Raw genomic sequence first — 16,106 nt, 5'->3', positions numbered from 1 at the left:
CCCGCGGCCGCCTCCTCGCCGCCCCGGCACGCTGACGGCGGCCGGCCGGCGCCCGGCCCGCGTCCGCGGCGCCGCGGGCCGCCGAAGGGGCCGTAGCCTGAGGTGGTGAATGTGACAGGCAGGCGGGTCGTCTCCCTGGTGCCGTCGCTGACCGAGGCGATCGCCGCGTCCGCGCCCGGCGTGCTGGTCGGCGCCACCGACTGGTGCAGCCACCCGGCCGGGCTCGGCGTCGCGCGGATACGGGGGACGAAGAACCCGGACGTCGGGCGGATCGCCGGGCTGGCCCCGGACCTGGTCGTCGCCAACGAGGAGGAGAACCGCGCACCCGACCTCGCCGCGCTGCGGGCGGCCGGTCTGGAGGTGCTGGTCACCGAGGTCCGCACGCTGGAGCAGGCGTTCGCGGAGCTGGCCCGGGTGCTGGCGGCGTGCGGTGCGGCGGCGCGGCCGGGGTGGCTGGCCGCCGCGGAGGCGGCGTGGCGGGACGTACGGCCGCCGGCGGCGGGGCGGGGGCGGCGCGCGGTGGTGCCGGTGTGGCGGCGGCCGTGGATGGTGCTGGGCCGGGACACGTTCGCCGGGGACCTGCTGGCGCGGCTGGGGGTGGACAACGTGTACGCGGGGCATGCGGAGCGCTATCCGCGGGTGCCCCTGCCGCGGCTGCGGGAGAGCGGGGCGGAGCTGGTGGTGCTGCCGGACGAGCCGTACGCCTTCGCGGCGGACGACGGGCCGGAGGCGTTCCCGGGGATGCCGGCGGCGCTGGTGAGCGGGCGCCATCTGACGTGGTACGGCCCGTCGCTGGCCGAGGCGCCGCGGGTGCTGGGGGCGGCGCTGCACGGGGCGTGAACAGGCGGGCGCCCCGCCGTCCCCCGGGCGGGGGACGGCGGGGCGCCCGATGTGCCGGCCGTCGGTCAGGACACCGGTGCGATCCGGTCGATGACCTCCGGGTTGTCCTCCATCCACGTGCGGGCGGACTTCTTCTCGTTGCCCTCCCCGCCGTTCTGGATCTCGACCTCCAGCGAGGACAGCTCCTCCTCGGAGAGCGTGAAGTCCTTCAGCCACTTGTGGAACTCCGGGAAGTCCTCGGCGAAGTCCTTCTTGGCCACGGTGTGGATGTCGTCGCCCTCGCCCCAGGCCCCCTTCGGGTCCTCCAGCTTGGTCAGGTCCCACTTGCCGTAGGCCCAGTGCGGCGACCACAGCGTGACGACGATGGGCTCCTTGCTCTCGTAGGCGCTCTCCAGCTCCGCGAGCATCGAGGACGTGGACGAGGAGACGACCTCCCAGTCCTCCAGGCCGTACTCCTTCACGACCTTGTCCTTCAGGATGCCCATCATCCCGGCGCTGGCCTCGATGCCGATGATCTTCCCGTCGAACTCGCCCTTGTGGTCCTTCAGATCCTCAAGGGACTTGATGTCCTTCATGTACGACGGGACGGACAGCTCCAGCGTCGTCGGCCCGTACCAGGCGCCGACGTCGGTGAGGTTGTCGCCGAATCTCTCCCAGTACTGCTCGTGGGTCGTCGGCAGCCAGCCGTCGAACTGCACGTCCATCTGGCCCTCGGCGAGCGCGGTGTAGAGCGGGCCGGGGTCGAGCTGCTTGACGTTGGTCTTGTAGCCGCGGTCCTCCAGCACGTTCTGCCACAGGTACGTGGACGCGATGGCCTCGTCCCACGGGAAGTAGCCGAGGTTCACGGTCTTGCCCGCGTCCTTGCCCTGGGTGCTGCCGCCGCTGCCGCCGCCGGGCAGCGGGGCGATCTTGTCGACGTAGCCCTCGTTCTGCTCCAGCCAGTCGCGGACGGCCTTCCGCTCGTTGCCCTCCCCGGCGTCGACGATCATCTCCTCCAGGCTGGTGAGCTCCTTCTCCTCCATGGTGAAGTTGCGCAGCCACTCGGCGACGACCGGCTCGTCCTTCGCGAAGCCCTTGCGCGCCGTGGTGTGCACGTCGTCACCGGAGCCCCAGGCCTCCTTCGGGTCCTCCAGCTTGGTCAGGTCGTACTTGCTGTACGCCCAGTGCGGCGACCACAGCGTGACGACGACCGGCTCCTCGGCCTGGTACGCGCGCTCCAGCTCCGCGAGCATCGAGGACGTGGACGAGGAGACGACCTCCCAGTCCCCCAGGCCGTACTCCTTCACGACCTTGTCCTTCAGGATCCCCATCATCCCGGCGCTGGCCTCGATGCCGATGATCTTCCCGTCGAACTCGCCCTTGTGGTCCTTCAGATCCTCAAGGGACTTGATGTCCTTCATGTACGACGGGACGGACAGCTCCAGCGACGTCGGACCGTACCAGGCGCCCATGTCCTCCATCTTGTCGCCGAACTTGTCCCAGTACTGCTCGTGCGTGACGGGCAGCCAGGCGTCGGTCTGGAAGTCGACCTGGCCCTCGGAGACGGCGGTGAAGAGCGGGCCCGGGTCGAGCTGCTTGGTCTCGGTCTCGAACCCGCGCTGCTCCAGCACCTCCTGCCACAGGTAGGTGGAGGCGATGCCCTCGTCCCACGGGATGTAGCCGATGTCGATCTTCCGCCCCTCGCCGACGTCCGTGGCGGCCGCGGCCGGCTGGGTGCCCTCGTCGTCGTCCTCGGCCAGGTTCAGCCCGCCGGCGAGCAGCGCCAGCACGACGATGCCGACGGTGGCGATCGCGGTGGTGGGCTTGTAGTGCAGGAACTTCCACCGGTCGACCGCGGCGGCGGTCTTGGCGAGCGCGCGCCGGCCGAGCGGCGAGACGCGCTGGTTGAGCGCGCTGGTCATCCGGTCCAGGTACATGGCGAGGATGACGACGGCGAGGCCGCTCTCGAACCCGGTGCCGATGGCGACCCGGGTGACGGCGTTGTAGACGACCTCGCCGAGGCCACCGCCGCCGACCATGCCGGCGATGACGACCATCGACAGCGCGAGCATGATGACCTGGTTGACGCCGGCCATGATGGTCGGCAGCGCCAGCGGCAGCTGCACGCGGCGCAGCGTGTCGGCGGGCTTGGTGCCGAACGCCTCGGCGGCCTCGACCAGCTCCGCGTCGACCTGCCGGATGCCCAGCTCGGTCATGCGCACGCCGGGCGGCATGGCGAACACGATGGTCGCGATGATGCCCGGGGTGATGCCGATGGAGAAGAAGATGACGCCCGGGATCAGGTAGACGAAGGCGGGCATCGTCTGCATGAAGTCGAGCATCGGCCGGACGGCCGTGCTGACGACCTTGTTGCGCGCCGCCCAGATGCCCAGGGGCACGGCGATCACCACGGTGATCGCGGTGGCGACCAGCACCATCGACAGGGTTTCCATGGCCTGCGGCCATAGCTGCACGGAGTCGATGACGGCGAAGCCCGCGAACGCGAGCACCGCGGGTACCGGGCCGCGCAGCCAGAAGGCGATCACGGCGAAGATGCCGGCCATGACGAGCGGATCCGGGGCGTCGAGGACGGCGTTGACGCCGTCGTACATGCCCGACAGGACCGTGTCGATGAAGTCGAAGAGCCAGCCGAGGTGGTCCTTGAGCCAGTCGACGGCCGACTCGACGCGGGACCCGAAGTCGATCTCAGGCACCGGCGATCACCTTTTCGCCCTCTTCGTCGTCGTCGGCCTGGTCGCCGAGGATGGACAGCAGCCGGCCGCGCTCCACGAGGCCCACGAGGTCGCCGTCCGCGTCGGTGACGCCGACGGCGTCGTCGCCGGTGGCGAACGGGCCGAACAGCTCGGCGACCGGGGTGTCCTCCGTGACGCTGACGGGCGCGGTCTCGCGCAGCTCCTTCGGGGAGAGGCCGTCCTCCGGCTCCTCCATGATCGAGCCGGCGGTGAGCACCCGGGTGCGGTCGACGTCCTCGACGAAGCGCCGGACGTAGTCGTCGGCGGGCCGGACGAGGATGTCCTCGGGGCTGCCTATCTGAACGATACGGCCGTCGCGCATGACGGCGATGCGGTCGCCCAGGCGCATGGCCTCGTTCAGGTCGTGGGTAATGAAGACGATGGTCTTCTTCAGCTTGGACTGCAGCTCGATGAGCTGGTCCTGCATGTCGCGCCGGATCAACGGGTCGAGGGCACTGAAGGATTCGTCCATGAGCAGCAGGTCGGCGTCGGTGGCCAGCGCGCGGGCCAGGCCGACGCGCTGCTTCATGCCGCCGGACAGCTCGTCGGGCCAGTGGTGCTCCCAGCCCTCCAGACCGGTCAGCTCCAACGCCTCGGCGGCGCGCTTCTCACGCTCCTCCCGGGGCACGCCCTGGACCTCAAGACCGTACGCGGCGTTCTCCAGAACGCTGCGGTGCGGGAAGAGCGCGAAGTGCTGGAAGACCATGCTGATCTTCGTGGAACGCACGTCGCGCAGCTCGCGGTCGGTCAACGACGTCAGGTCCTGGCCGTCGAAGAGCACCCGGCCCGAGGTCGCGTCGAGTAGCCCGTTGAGCATGCGCAGCAATGTCGATTTACCGGACCCTGACAGGCCCATGACCACGAATATCTCGCCCGACTGGACGGTGAACGACGCGTCCACCACCGCTGCGGTCGTGCCCTTCTTACGAAGTTCCTCACGGTCCTCGCCCGCATCCAGCCTGGCGACCGCGTCTACTGGCCGTTTGCCGAACACCTTGTACAGGTGCTCCGCCTGGAGCCTGCTCACATACACCTCACGCTTCGAACGGAAAAATCGACCTGCCTCCCCCGTCAGCAGGTCGCGGAGTGACGCGGGTTCTGCCCCTATGCTTCCCAATTTGTCCGTGTATAGACCATCGGTTCACTCCACTTCCGCCGCTGCCCAGGATGGCGGTGTCCAAACCACGGCGTGATCCAGTTCACATCCCGTTCGAGTTTGGTGCCGGCGCATACGGCATCATCAGGGGATGACCCGACGCCTGATGCTGCTCGACACGGCCAGTCTCTACTTCCGCGCGTACTTCGGTGTACCGGAATCGGTCACGGCCCCGGACGGCACCCCCGTGAACGCCGTGCGGGGGCTGCTCGACTTCATCTCCCGGCTCGTCGCCGACCACCGCCCGGACGACCTCGTCGCGTGCATGGACGCCGACTGGCGGCCGCAGTGGCGGGTCGACCTCATCCCCTCCTACAAGGCGCACCGGGTCGCCGAGGAGCACCCCGGGACGGCGGAGGCGGACGAGGAGGAGGTGCCGGACACGCTGTCGCCGCAGGTGCCGGTGATCGAGGAGGTGCTCGACGCCCTCGGCATCGCGCGGGTCGGGGTGGCCCCGTACGAGGCGGACGACGTGATCGGCACGCTCACGGCGCACGCGGCGGGCCCCGTGGACATCGTCACCGGCGACCGCGACCTGTTCCAGCTGATCGACGACGCCCGCGGGGTACGGGTGATCTACCCCGTCAAGGGCGTCGGCAACGCGACGGTGCTGGACGGCGCGGCGCTGCGCGAGAAGTACGGCGTCGACGGCCCCGGCTACGCCGACCTCGCCCTGCTGCGCGGCGACCCCAGCGACGGCCTGCCGGGCGTGCCGGGCATCGGCGAGAAGACGGCGGCGAAGCTGCTGGACGCGTACGGGGACCTCGCCGGGATCATGGCCGCCGTCGACGACCCCGGCTCGCGGCTCACCCCGGCGCAGCGGCGCCGGCTCGCCGAGGCGCGGCCGTACGTCGAGGTGGCGCCGAAGGTGGTGCGGGTCGCGACGGACGTGCCGCTGCCGGCCCACGCGCCGGAGCTGCCGCGGGCGCCGCGGGACCCGGAGCGGCTGGCGGCGCTCACGCGGCGGTGGGGGCTCGGGGGCTCGCTGGAGCGGCTGCTGACGACGCTGCGGAGTTGACGGAGGGGGCGACCCTGCCGGCGCGCGGCGGGCGGTTTCCGGCCGCGGACCCGGGGCCGGGGTGTTAGGTTAGGTAACCCTAACTTCGTCTCGTCCCGGAGGTACCCGTGGCAGACCGCCCCGCCGGCCGGAAGCGCCAGGTCCACACCGCCCGCGTGGTGCGTACGGAGCAGCTCACCCCGCACATGGTGCGCGTGGTCCTCGGCGACGCGGAGTTGCCCGGCTTCACGGCGGGCGAGTGGACCGACCACTACGTCAAACTCCTCTTCCCGGCGCCGGGCGCCGACTACCCGGAGCCGTACGACCTGGACGCGATCCGCCGCGACCTGCCCCGCGACCGGTGGCCGCTGCAGCGCACGTACACGGTGCGCAGCTGGGACGCCAAGGCGCGCGAGCTGGCGCTGGACTTCGTCGTGCACGGCGAGTCCGGCGTGGCGGGCCCGTGGGCGCTGCGCGCCCGGCCGGGCGAGGTGGTGCGCTTCCTGGGCCCCGGCGGTGCGTACGCGCCGAGCCCGGCGGCCGACTGGCACCTGCTGGCGGGCGACGAGAGCGCGCTGCCGGCCATCGCCGCCTCGCTGGAGCGCGTGCCGGACGGGGCCGTGGCGCACGTGCTGATCGAGGTCGCCGACGCGGCCGAGCGCCAGCCGCTGGCCGCACCCGAGGGCGCGGCCGTCACCTGGCTGTACCGCGACGGCCGCCCGGTGGGCCGGGCGCTCGTGGCGGCGGTCAGGGAGCTGGACTTCCCGCCCGGCCGGGCGCACGCCTTCGTGCACGGCGAGGCCGGGATGGTCAAGGAGCTGCGCCGGCACCTGCGGCTGGAGCGGCAACTGCCGCGCGAGCAGCTGTCGATCTCCGGCTACTGGCGGCTCGGCCACGACGAGGACGGCTGGCAGTCGTCGAAGAAGCGGTGGAACGAGGCCGTCGAGCGCGAGCAGGAGGGCGCGGAGCCGCCCGCGGGCCTGGCCCCCTGAGCGTCGCGCCCGAGGGCCGCAGACGGGCCGCTACGTCCGCTCCAGGGTCCGCGTCATCCCGGCGACGAGCGCCGTGGTCAGCAGCCAGCCGGCGGCGACGAGCACGTACGACAGCACCTGCGCCGGCCCGCCGGACATGTACCAGAAGTCGCGCTGGCCGAGGCCGCCCACGGGGATCAGCAGGTCGAGGGCGTAGATGAAGGGGTCGAACGCCGGCCCCTCCCCCGCGCGCACGCGCCGGCTGTCCCCCGCGGCGAAGACCAGGCTGCCGAGGAGGGTGAGCGCCGCCAGCCACAGCCCGGCCAGCCAGGGGCGGTAGCCGAAGCCGACCGTCCCGTCCAGCAGCAGGCTCCACGCGCGGCCGGCCGGGTGCAGGGTGCGGCGGCGGGCGCGCTGCTTGGCGAGGAGGACGCGGCGGGCGTCGTCGACGTGGCCGATCTGCCGGTACCAGCCGGCGAGTTGCTCGTACGGCTGCGGGGCGTAGCCCGCGCCGCGGCGGACCCAGTCGAGCCGGCGGCGCACCGACTCCCGCCCGGTGGCCTGCGCCGACCGGAGGTAGCCGTAGACGAAGCCGTCGAGGAACACGGTCGCGGGCCAGCTGCGCAGCTCGTCGTGGAGGGTGGCCGCATGCGTGCCGCCGAGGGACACCGGGCCGGCGGGCCGGACGGCGGGCGTGAAGCGGAGGTCGGTGGTCTGCAGCCGGGTGCAGTCGACGCCGGTGCAGTCGCCGAGGTCCGCGCCGTCGAAGGTGAGCAGGTCGGCTATCTGCGCGCCGCGCAGCTCCAGGCGGCCCGCGGCGGAGAAGCCGTCGGTGAGCCGGACGAGGGTGGTGTCGACGTGGTCGAGGGTGAGCGCGAGCCCGTCGGCGGCGCCGATCCGGGCGCCGTCGAGGAAGAGCCCGCCGGAGAGCCTGGCGCCGATGAGCCGTATCCCGCCGCCGCCGGTGAAGCCGTGGGTGCAGAAGACGGCGCCGTCCACCTCCAGCCCGCCGGCGAACACCGACCAGCCGTCCTCGCCGTCGAAGCGGGCGCCGTGCAGGAGGAGTTCGCCGCTGATCCGGGCGTTGGTCGCGAGCAGGGCGCCGGCGACGCGGCAGCGGCGCACCGAGAGCACCCCCTCGATCCTGGCCAAGCGGGCGTCGACGCCGGGCAGGACGCTGTCGTCGATGCGTACGCTCGCGGTGGCGGCCGAGGTGAGCGTCACCTGCTGCGCGAAGGAGCAGTGCTCCAGCCGCAGCCGGTGGGCGGTCTCCGCCCCCGCCAGGTCCAGCTCCCCGGTGATCCGCGCCCCGGCCAGCTCCAGCGCGGCGATGGCGCCGGGCTGCGGCGGGTGCGCGCCGAGCAGCAGCGCGGCGAGGACCGCGGCCCGTACCGTACGCTCCGGGCCCCAGCCCGCGCCGCCGGCGGGGTCGTCGCGGACCGCGTCGCCGGTGCGCAGGTCCACCCGGCGGCCCTCGGGGAACGCGGTCCACAACTCCCGCTCCGGCGGCGTCAGATCGTCGTAGGAGATCACCCGGGCAGGGTAGTGTCCGCGCGGGCGGGGCGTCCGGGGAGGTCAGCCCACCGAGGTGTACGCCACGACGCCGCGCAGCAGCTTGTCGACCGCCTTGCGGGCGGCGCCCGCGACCGTACTCTCGGGGTCGGCGGCGGCGGACAGCTGGCCGAGCACGTCGATCAGCTGCTTGCACCAGCGCACGAAGTCCCCCGGCGGCATGTCCGCCTCCCGCAGCACCTCGTCCAGGCTGCGGCCGGCGGCCCACTGGTACGCCGCCCAGGCGAACCCGAGGTCCGGCTCGCGCTGGCCGACGCCCTCGGTCTGGCTGATCCGGTGGTCCTCCTCCAGGGCGTCGAGGCGGCCCCAGATGCGCACCATGTCGCCCAGGGCCCGCTTGGCGCCGCCGCCGGGGAGCTTCGGCGGCAGCGCGTCGTCGGCCTGGCGGGCCTCGTAGACCAGCGCGGAGGCGCAGGCGGCCAGCTCGGCGGGGCCGAGGCCCTCCCAGACGCCCTCGCGCAGGCACTCCGAGGCCAGCAGGTCCAGCTCGCCGTAGAGGCGGGAGAGGCGGCGGCCGTCCTCGGTGACCCGCTCGCCGCCGCGGTCCTCCGCGATGTAGCCCAGCTCGGTCAGCAGCGCGTAGACCCGGTCGAAGGTGCGGGCGATGGTGTTCGTCCGGCCCTCGATGCGGCGCTCCAGCTGGTGGGTGTCGCGCACCAGCCGGTGGTACCGCTCCGCCCAGCGGGCGTGGTCCTCGCGCTCGTCGCAGCCGTGGCAGGGGTGGGCGCGGATCGACTTGCGCAGCCGGGCGATCTCGGCGTCGTCGGCGGCGGGGGCGCGCTCCTTGCGGTGCCGCCGCGGCTCCAGGTGGCCGGCCTTGGTGCGCAGCGCGGAGGCGAGGTCGCGGCGGGACTGCGGGCTCCGGGGATTGAACGTCTTGGGGATGCGCATCCGCTCCAGCGGCTCCACCGGCACCGGGAAGTCCATCGCGGCCAGCCGCTTGACCTGCCGGGCGGCGGTGAGCACCAGCGGGCGGGGGCCGTCGTGGTGCTCCAGGCCGCGGTGGCCGTTGGTGCGGCCGGCGGGCGTGCCGGGGTCGAGGACGAGGGCGAGGCCGGCGAACTTGCCGGTGGGCACGTGGATCACGTCGCCGGGGCGCAGCTTCTCCAGCGAGCCCGCGGCTGCGGCGCGGCGCTGGGCGGCACCCTGGCGGGCCAGCTCCGTCTCGCGGTCCTTGAGGTCGCGGCGCAGGCGCGCGTACTCCTCGAAGTCGCCGAGGTGGCAGGTCATCGCCTCGCGGTAACCGGAGAGGCCCTCCTCGTTCTTCTGCACCTGGCGGGAGATGCCGACGACCGACTTGTCGGCCTGGAACTGGGCGAAGGACATCTCCAGCAGCTCGCGCGTGCGGTGCCGGCCGAACTGCGCGACGAGGTTGACCGCCATGTTGTACGAGGGGCGGAAGGAGGAGCGCAGCGGGTACGTGCGGGTGCCGGCGAGGCCGGCGACGTACTCCGGGCTCATGCCGCGCTGCCACAGCACCACGGCGTGGCCCTCGATGTCGATCCCGCGGCGGCCGGCGCGGCCGGTCAGCTGGGTGAACTCGCCGGGGGTGACGTCGGCGTGGGTCTCGCCGTTCCACTTGACGAGCTTCTCCAGCACCACGGAGCGGGCCGGCATGTTGATGCCGAGGGCCAGGGTCTCGGTCGCGAACACCGCCTTGACCAGACCCTTGGCGAACAGCTCCTCGACGACCTCCTTGAACGTCGGCAGCATGCCGGCGTGGTGCGCGGCGACGCCCCGCTCCAGGGCCTCCAGCCAGTCGAAGTAGCCCAGGACGTGCAGGTCTTCACGGGGGATCGAGGCCGTGCGCAGCTCGGCGATCTCGCGGACCGCGGCGCGCTCGGCCTCGTCGTTGAGCCGGAGGCCCGCGTACAGGCACTGCTGCACGGCGCCCTCGCAGCCGGCGCGGCTGAAGATGAACGTGATCGCGGGGAGCAGCGCCTCGGCGTCCAGCCGCTCGATGACCTCGACCCGGCTGGGGGTGAAGACCCGCGAGCGGGAGCGGCGCTCGCGCTCGCGCTCGGCCTCGCGGCCCCGGCCGCGGCGGCGGTCCCGGGGGCCGGGCGGGCGGGAGTACTCCTGCCGGGCCAGGCGCAGCAGGTCGGGGTTGACCGCCTTGGCGGGCTCCGGCCGGCCCCGGGGGCCGCTGCGCTCCTCGAAGAGGTCGTACATCCGGCGGCCGGCCATCACGTGCTGCCAGAGGGGCACCGGGCGGTGCTCGGAGACGATGACGGCGGTGTCGCCGCGGACGGTGTCGAGCCAGGCGCCGAACTCCTCGGCGTTGGAGACGGTGGCCGACAGGGAGACCAGGGTGACCGACTCCGGCAGGTGGATGATCACCTCTTCCCAGACGGCGCCGCGGAAGCGGTCGGAGAGGTAGTGCACCTCGTCCATGACCACGTAGCCGAGGCCGAGGAGGGTCTGGGAGCCGGCGTACAGCATGTTCCGCAGCACCTCGGTGGTCATGACGATCACCGGGGCCTCGGAGTTGATGGTGTTGTCGCCGGTCAGCAGGCCGACGTTCGCCGCGCCGTACCGCTTGACGAGGTCGCCGTACTTCTGGTTGGACAGCGCCTTGATCGGCGTGGTGTAGAAGCACTTGCGGCCGCGCTCCAGGGCGAGGTGCACGGCGAACTCGCCGACGACCGTCTTGCCGGAGCCGGTGGGCGCCGCGACCAGCACGCCCCGGCCGTCCTCCAGGGCCCGGCAGGCGTCGAGCTGGAAGGGGTCGAGCGCGAAGTCGTACAGCCCGCGGAAGGTGCCGAGTGCGGTGGCCGCCTCGGCGGCCCGGCGGCGGTGCGCGGCGTACGCCTCGGCTGGAGGGAGGTGCTCGTCGGTCATCGTGAGTACGAGCCTACCGGGCACCGCCGACAGCGCACCGATCTTTACGGACCGCCCCAGGTCAGCCGGGCGGACGCCGGGCCGTCCTGCAGCGCCTCCGGCGCGTCCGGGCGGCTCAGGGCACCAGGACCCGGACCGCACCCGGCACGCACTCCGCGGTCAGCGGGAGCGGTCCCAGCGGCTCCCCGTCCGCGTACCCGGTGACGTCCGGGGCGGTCAGCGCCACCTTCTTGGCCCGGTGCACGGTGACGACCGGGTGGGTCAGGTGGGTGCCCTTGTAGACCCGCGGGAAGAACCGCAGCAGGGTGCGACGGCTGCACGGGCCGACGACGGTGATGTCGAAGAGGCCGTCGTCCATCCGCGCCTCGTGGCAGATCCGCATGCCGCCGCCGTACGACGGGCCGTTGCCGACGGCGACGAGGGTGGCCTCCATCTCGGTCTCGGGGCCGTCGTCGAGCTGCATCCGGTACGGGATCGGGCGGAAGGACGCCAGCTCGGCCACGATCGCCGCGTCGTACTTGAACCGTCCCGGCGGGAAGCTCATCCGGTTGCCGCGGTCGTTGACGCGGGAGTCGAAGCCGGAGGCCAGCACCGTGCCGAAGTACGTGTCCCCCGCCCTGCCCAGGTCGACCGCCCGAGTGCTGCCGGACTCCAGGGCACCGACGGCGGCCTCCGCCGCGGCGGCCGGATCCCGCACGGGCAGCCCGGTGGCGCGGGCGAAGTCGTTGCCGGTGCCGACGGCCACGAGGCCGACGGGCACCTCGGTGCCGGCCACGGCCTGCAGGGCGAGGCCGGCCATTCCGTCGCCGCCGACCGATATGAGCGCCCCGGTCCCGGCGGCGACGGCCGCGCGGGCGCCGTCGAGCGCGGTGGCGGCGTCGCGGCCCTGGACGGTGGTCACCTCGTAGCCGGCGTCGCGCAGCGCCTCGGTGACGACGGGGGCGGCCCTGGCGCCGCGGCCGCGGCCCGCGGCGGGGTTGACGAACACGGTGATATCGCTGGTCACCCGCGTGACCCTAGCGGTCAGGTGGCGTCGTCGTAACCATTTCTGCGGGTCGTGCCGTCCCCGGCCCCCGCGCCGCTGGCGTCGTCGGCCTCGCCGGTGGCCTGCTCGGGCAGCGACGCCGAGGCGGCCACGGGCTCCACGTCGCCCACGGCCTCGGGGCTGAGGTCGAGGTCGGACGCCTCGTCGTCCGCCGGCCCGCGGGCCGCGATACGGGCCCGGCGGCGGTCGTTGAGCAGGGCGAACCCGGTCGCCGCGAAGTAGAGCAGGATCACCGGGCCGGCCAGCGCGAACATCCCGATCGGGTCGGTGCTGGGGGTGGCGATGGCGCCGAAGGCGACGATCCCGAAGACCATCGCCCGCCACCAGCCGAGCATCCGGCGCCCGGTGACGGCGCCGCCCATGTTGAGCATCACCAGCACGAGCGGCAGCTCGAAGGAGAGCCCGAAGACCACGACCATGCGGACCAGCAGGTCGATGAACTCCGGCAGCGGCAGCAGGTTGGTGGCGTTCTCCGGGGTGAAGTCCAGCAGGACGTCGGCCGTGGTCGGCAGGATCCGGTACGCGAAGTAGGCGCCGGCCAGGAAGAGCGGCACGCCCGCGGCGACGAAGCCGAGCGAGTACTTCTTCTCGTTCCGGTGCAGCCCGGGGGCGAGGAACGCCCAGAGCTGGTACAGCCAGATCGGCGTCGAGACCACCATGCCGGTCATGAAGGAGACCTTCAGCATGATGGTGAACGGCGAGATGAGGCCGTTGACGGTGAAGGAGGCGCAGTCCTCCTCCTTGCCGATGTCCGACGCCTGCAGGTCGTCCGGGCAGCCGACGGATTCGAGAACCGGGTCCATCAGGAAGTCGACGATGTCCTGATAGAAGAAGAGCGCGACGATACAGATCGCGATGATGGCCCCGACGGCCTTGACCAGCCGGTCGCGAAGCTCCCTCAGGTGCTCCGCGAGGGGCATGCGCCCCTCGGGGTCCCTCTCCCTGCGCTCCTTACGGCGGGCAACGCCTAGCAACCCACGTCCTCATCTCGTGCCGCGTGGCCGTTCCCGGCCGCGGTGTGCCCCTGCGGATTGTTCAGCGCTGCGACTGCTGCTGCTGCGTCTGCGGCTGCTGCTCGTTCGCCTGCGCGTCGTTCACCGGGCGGGAGCTGGTCACGTCGCCGGGAGCGGCCTGGATCGTCTTCGGCGCGGGCTCCGGCGGGTCCGCGGGCGCGTCCTCGTCCGACTTGCCCTCGCTCTTCATGGCCTTGGCCTCGCTCTTGAGGATGCGGGCCGACTTGCCCAGCGAACGGGCCATGTCCGGAAGCTTCTTCGCGCCGAACAGCAGGATGACGACGACGAGAATGAGGATGATCTCGGTAGGGCCGAGCCGTCCGAACATATGCGTCTACCTTCTCACCGAGGCTGCGTGGGTTTGGGCGTGATCGATCGTAACCCGCGGGGGTGAACTCCGGGCAATCCCCCGGCGTACACCAATCGTGGCCCCCGCCTCGCATCGGAGCCGCGAACTGCAGCCTACCTCCCGAAATCGGATCCGGGGAGGTCACCTGCCGACCCCGCCCGGCGGGCCAGGTCCCCCGCCGAGCGCTCCAGATCCCGCGTCGCCCGGCTGAGCTGCTGCGCCGCATCGTCCAGCCGGCGCGCGAGCCGGCGCACTTCGAGGCCGACGCGGAGGGCGGGAACGGCGATGGCGACGAGGCCGAGGAAGCCGAGCGCGACGGCGGTCATGGGCCACAGCATGGGCGAAGCCTAGCCGCCGCGCCTCCCGCGGCGGACACCGGCGTCCGGACCGGTCCCGACGGTCCGCACACCATGCCCCGAATGCCGGAATTGTCAGGGATGGCGCGCTTTTCTAAGTGTCGTACGCGGCCAGCGCCTTGACCGCCGCGTCGCGCGCGCTCTCCGCCAGGTCGGCCGGCGAGACGATCCGCCCGTCCCGCCCCAGCCGCAGCGCCAGCCGCCGCAGCGACGCGGGGTCCGGGGCCCGCAGCGAGATCCGCAGGCCCCCGTCCGGCAGCTCCTCCGCGCTGTCGTGCGGGTAGTACTCGGCGACCCAACGGCCGCCGGGGCCCACCTCGATGACGACCTCGGGGTCCTCCGCGGCCGGCTGGACGATGCCCTCGGACAGGTCGCGCAGCTCGACGGGCGGCGGGTCGGCCGGGGCGTCGAGGATCCGGATCGCGGCGACCCGGTCGAGCCGGAACGTGCGGCGCGCCTCCGACAGCCGGCACCACGCCTCCACGTACGTGTGCCCGACGGTGAACAGCCGGATCGGATCGATCTCCCGCTCGGTCAGCTCGTCACGGGACGGCGAGTAGTACCGCAGCCACAGCCGGCGCCGCTCGGAGATGGCCCGGTCGACCTCGGCGAAGACCCCGCCCTCGGACTCGAAGGTCACCGACAGGCTGGAGCTGGCCGCCGCCGACTCGCCGGCCGCGGCCTCCAGCTTCGCCGTCGCCCGCAGCAGCGCCTGCCGGTCGCCGGGGCGCAGCCCCGGCAGCGTGGCGACGGCGCGGGCGGCGACGAGCAGCGCGGTGGCCTCGTCGGCGGCCAGGCGCAGCGGCTCGCCGGTGCCGGTGGACTCCGGGTTGCGGAACCAGATGCGCTCGCCGTCGGTGTCGATGTCGAGCAGGTCGCCGCCGCGGAAGCTCGTCCCGCACATGGGCAGCACGTCCAGGTCGGAGATCAGCTCGTCCTCGGTGACGCCGAAGGCGCGGGCGACGTCCGAGAGGTACGCGCCGTTGCGCTCCCGCAGATACGTCACCAGCGACAGCATCCGCCGGGTCTGGTCGATGGCACTCGCCACGGCTCCCCCGCTCCCCTTCAGCCCTTGGCCACGGCACGCAGCCGGTCGATGACGTCGGCCCGCAGCTCGGCGGGCTCCAGGACGACCACGTCGGGACCGAACTCCACCAGCCAGGCGTCCAGCCCGTGCCCGTACGGGATCTCCAGCTCGTCCCAGCCCGGGAGCACGGACTCGCGGCTGCCGTACGCGCGGGCGCGCAGCGGGTAGCCGGCGCCGGTGCGCAGCCGGATCAGCGCCGAGCGGTCGGCGCTCTCGCCGGCCCAGCGCTCGACGGTCTCGCGCACGGTGACGCGGTCCGGCACCTCGGCGGTGAAGCCGCGCCCGCGGTGGCGGACCCGGCCGGTGATGCGGGAGAGCCGGAAGACGCGCTCGGCGTCGCGGCCGCGGTCGTGGCCGACGAGGTACCAGTGGCCGCGCCAGCACTCCAGCTGCCACGGCTCGACGTGCCGCTCCTCCGGCCGGGCGGCGTTGGCCTTGCGGTACGGGAAGACGACGGGACGGCGGTCGCGGCAGGCGAGCATCAGCGGCTCGAACGCCGCCTCGCGCACCGGGATCCGCGGCTCCAGCGCGCTGACCTGCTCCGCCGCCCCGTTCTCGGGACCGTCGGCGGCCCCGGCGAGCGGCATCCCGGCGGCGCGCAGCTTCTGCAGCGCGCCGCTGGCCGCGCCGGCGAGCCGGGCCTGCTGCCAGACCTTCGCCGCGACGCCGAGGGCGGCGGCCTCCTCGGCGTCGAGGGTGACGGGCGGCAGCCGGTTGTGGTCCCGGCGGGCCAGGTACCCCGGCTCGCCGTCCAGGCCCTCGACGGTGTCGATGACCAGGCCCAGCTCGCGCAGGTCGTCCTTGTCCCGCTCGAACATGCGGTTGAACGCGTCCTCGCCGGAGGTGTCGGAGCCGAAGGCCGTGCCGCGGCCGGGTCCGAAGGCTTCCACGTACGCCTCGATGGACGTGCGCAGCTCACGCTTGCTGAGCGGGCGGGCGGTGCCGAGCAGGCACAGCGCCAGGCACATCAGCCGCTCCGCCTTGGCGATCGCCATCGAGGGCTCTCCTTATTGCACGTCCGGGGCGGCACGCGCCGCCGCCGGCGACCGTCGTCCGCACGTGTCGCGGTGTTCGCAGATGACGACCGTACTCCGCCCGGGCCCGGCGGCCAAAGCGAAGGCCCCCGCCGTATGGCGAGGGCCTTGCG

The 16,106-nt window shown here is 73.0% G+C and carries 13 protein-coding genes; 3 read left to right on the top strand and 10 right to left on the bottom strand.

Annotated elements, in window-relative coordinates; all coding sequences use genetic code 11:
• Nucleotides 1–111 precede the first annotated feature (111 nt).
• Nucleotides 112–840 (top strand): helical backbone metal receptor, encoded by a 729-nt coding sequence (locus tag ABD317_RS04950; RefSeq protein ID WP_344288186.1) that lies wholly within the window; start codon nt 112–114, stop codon nt 838–840.
• Nucleotides 841–905: 65 nt separating this feature from the next.
• Here the strand turns inward: ABD317_RS04950 and ABD317_RS04945 are convergent, their stop codons facing one another.
• Nucleotides 906–3,533 carry an ABC transporter permease/substrate binding protein gene (locus ABD317_RS04945; protein WP_344288184.1) on the bottom strand — a complete coding sequence of 876 codons (2,628 nt, stop codon included), beginning with the start codon at nt 3,531–3,533 and terminating at the stop codon, nt 906–908.
• Entirely contained in the window at nt 3,526–4,599 is a 1,074-nt protein-coding gene (locus ABD317_RS04940; RefSeq protein WP_344288182.1) for a quaternary amine ABC transporter ATP-binding protein, read from the bottom strand. Before ABD317_RS04940 ends, ABD317_RS04945 begins: the two co-directional genes overlap by 8 nt.
• Before the next feature lie 235 nt (nt 4,600–4,834).
• Here ABD317_RS04940 and ABD317_RS04935 point away from each other — a divergent pair, with 235 nt between their 5' ends.
• Nucleotides 4,835–5,746, top strand: a complete 912-nt coding sequence (locus ABD317_RS04935) for a 5'-3' exonuclease (protein ID WP_344288192.1) — start codon at nt 4,835–4,837, stop codon at nt 5,744–5,746.
• 107 nt (nt 5,747–5,853) lie between these two features.
• Complete coding sequence (locus ABD317_RS04930) at nt 5,854–6,717, top strand: siderophore-interacting protein (RefSeq protein WP_344288180.1); 864 nt, start codon at nt 5,854–5,856, stop codon at nt 6,715–6,717.
• A 30-nt stretch (nt 6,718–6,747) separates the two neighbouring features.
• On the opposite strand, the gene ABD317_RS04925 is transcribed toward ABD317_RS04930, so the two are convergent.
• The 8 genes from ABD317_RS04925 to ABD317_RS04890 form a co-directional block, all read right to left on the bottom strand.
• Nucleotides 6,748–8,229, bottom strand: a complete 1,482-nt coding sequence (locus ABD317_RS04925; RefSeq protein ID WP_344288178.1) for an oxidoreductase — start codon at nt 8,227–8,229, stop codon at nt 6,748–6,750.
• Between the two features lie 42 nt (nt 8,230–8,271).
• Nucleotides 8,272–11,109, bottom strand: a complete 2,838-nt coding sequence (locus tag ABD317_RS04920) for a DEAD/DEAH box helicase (protein WP_344288176.1) — start codon at nt 11,107–11,109, stop codon at nt 8,272–8,274.
• A 115-nt stretch (nt 11,110–11,224) separates the two neighbouring features.
• On the bottom strand, nt 11,225–12,115 hold the full coding sequence (locus ABD317_RS04915; RefSeq protein WP_344288175.1) for a diacylglycerol kinase: 891 nt from the start codon (nt 12,113–12,115) through the stop codon (nt 11,225–11,227).
• Between the two features lie 17 nt (nt 12,116–12,132).
• The gene (gene tatC, locus ABD317_RS04910) at nt 12,133–13,074 is read right to left on the bottom strand and encodes a twin-arginine translocase subunit TatC (RefSeq protein WP_344288174.1); all 942 of its coding nucleotides are present in this window, start codon (nt 13,072–13,074) and stop codon (nt 12,133–12,135) included.
• Between the two features lie 115 nt (nt 13,075–13,189).
• Nucleotides 13,190–13,495: a Sec-independent protein translocase subunit TatA gene (gene tatA / locus ABD317_RS04905; RefSeq protein ID WP_344288173.1), complete on the bottom strand. Its 306-nt coding sequence runs from the start codon at nt 13,493–13,495 to the stop codon at nt 13,190–13,192.
• Between the two features lie 134 nt (nt 13,496–13,629).
• Nucleotides 13,630–13,854 (bottom strand): hypothetical protein, encoded by a 225-nt coding sequence (locus ABD317_RS04900; protein WP_027757112.1) that lies wholly within the window; start codon nt 13,852–13,854, stop codon nt 13,630–13,632.
• 112 nt (nt 13,855–13,966) lie between these two features.
• On the bottom strand, nt 13,967–14,890 hold the full coding sequence (locus ABD317_RS04895) for a helix-turn-helix transcriptional regulator (RefSeq protein ID WP_344288189.1): 924 nt from the start codon (nt 14,888–14,890) through the stop codon (nt 13,967–13,969).
• Between the two features lie 47 nt (nt 14,891–14,937).
• The gene (locus tag ABD317_RS04890; RefSeq protein ID WP_027757110.1) at nt 14,938–15,954 is read right to left on the bottom strand and encodes a WYL domain-containing protein; all 1,017 of its coding nucleotides are present in this window, start codon (nt 15,952–15,954) and stop codon (nt 14,938–14,940) included.
• Between the last annotated feature and the right edge of the window lie 152 nt (nt 15,955–16,106).

This window comes from Streptomyces synnematoformans (assembly GCF_039531005.1).
GTDB classification, from domain to species: Bacteria; Actinomycetota; Actinomycetes; order Streptomycetales; family Streptomycetaceae; genus Streptomyces; species Streptomyces synnematoformans.
The sequence above is the reverse complement of the archived record's forward strand: the minus strand, read 5'-3'. Positions and strand labels throughout refer to the sequence as shown.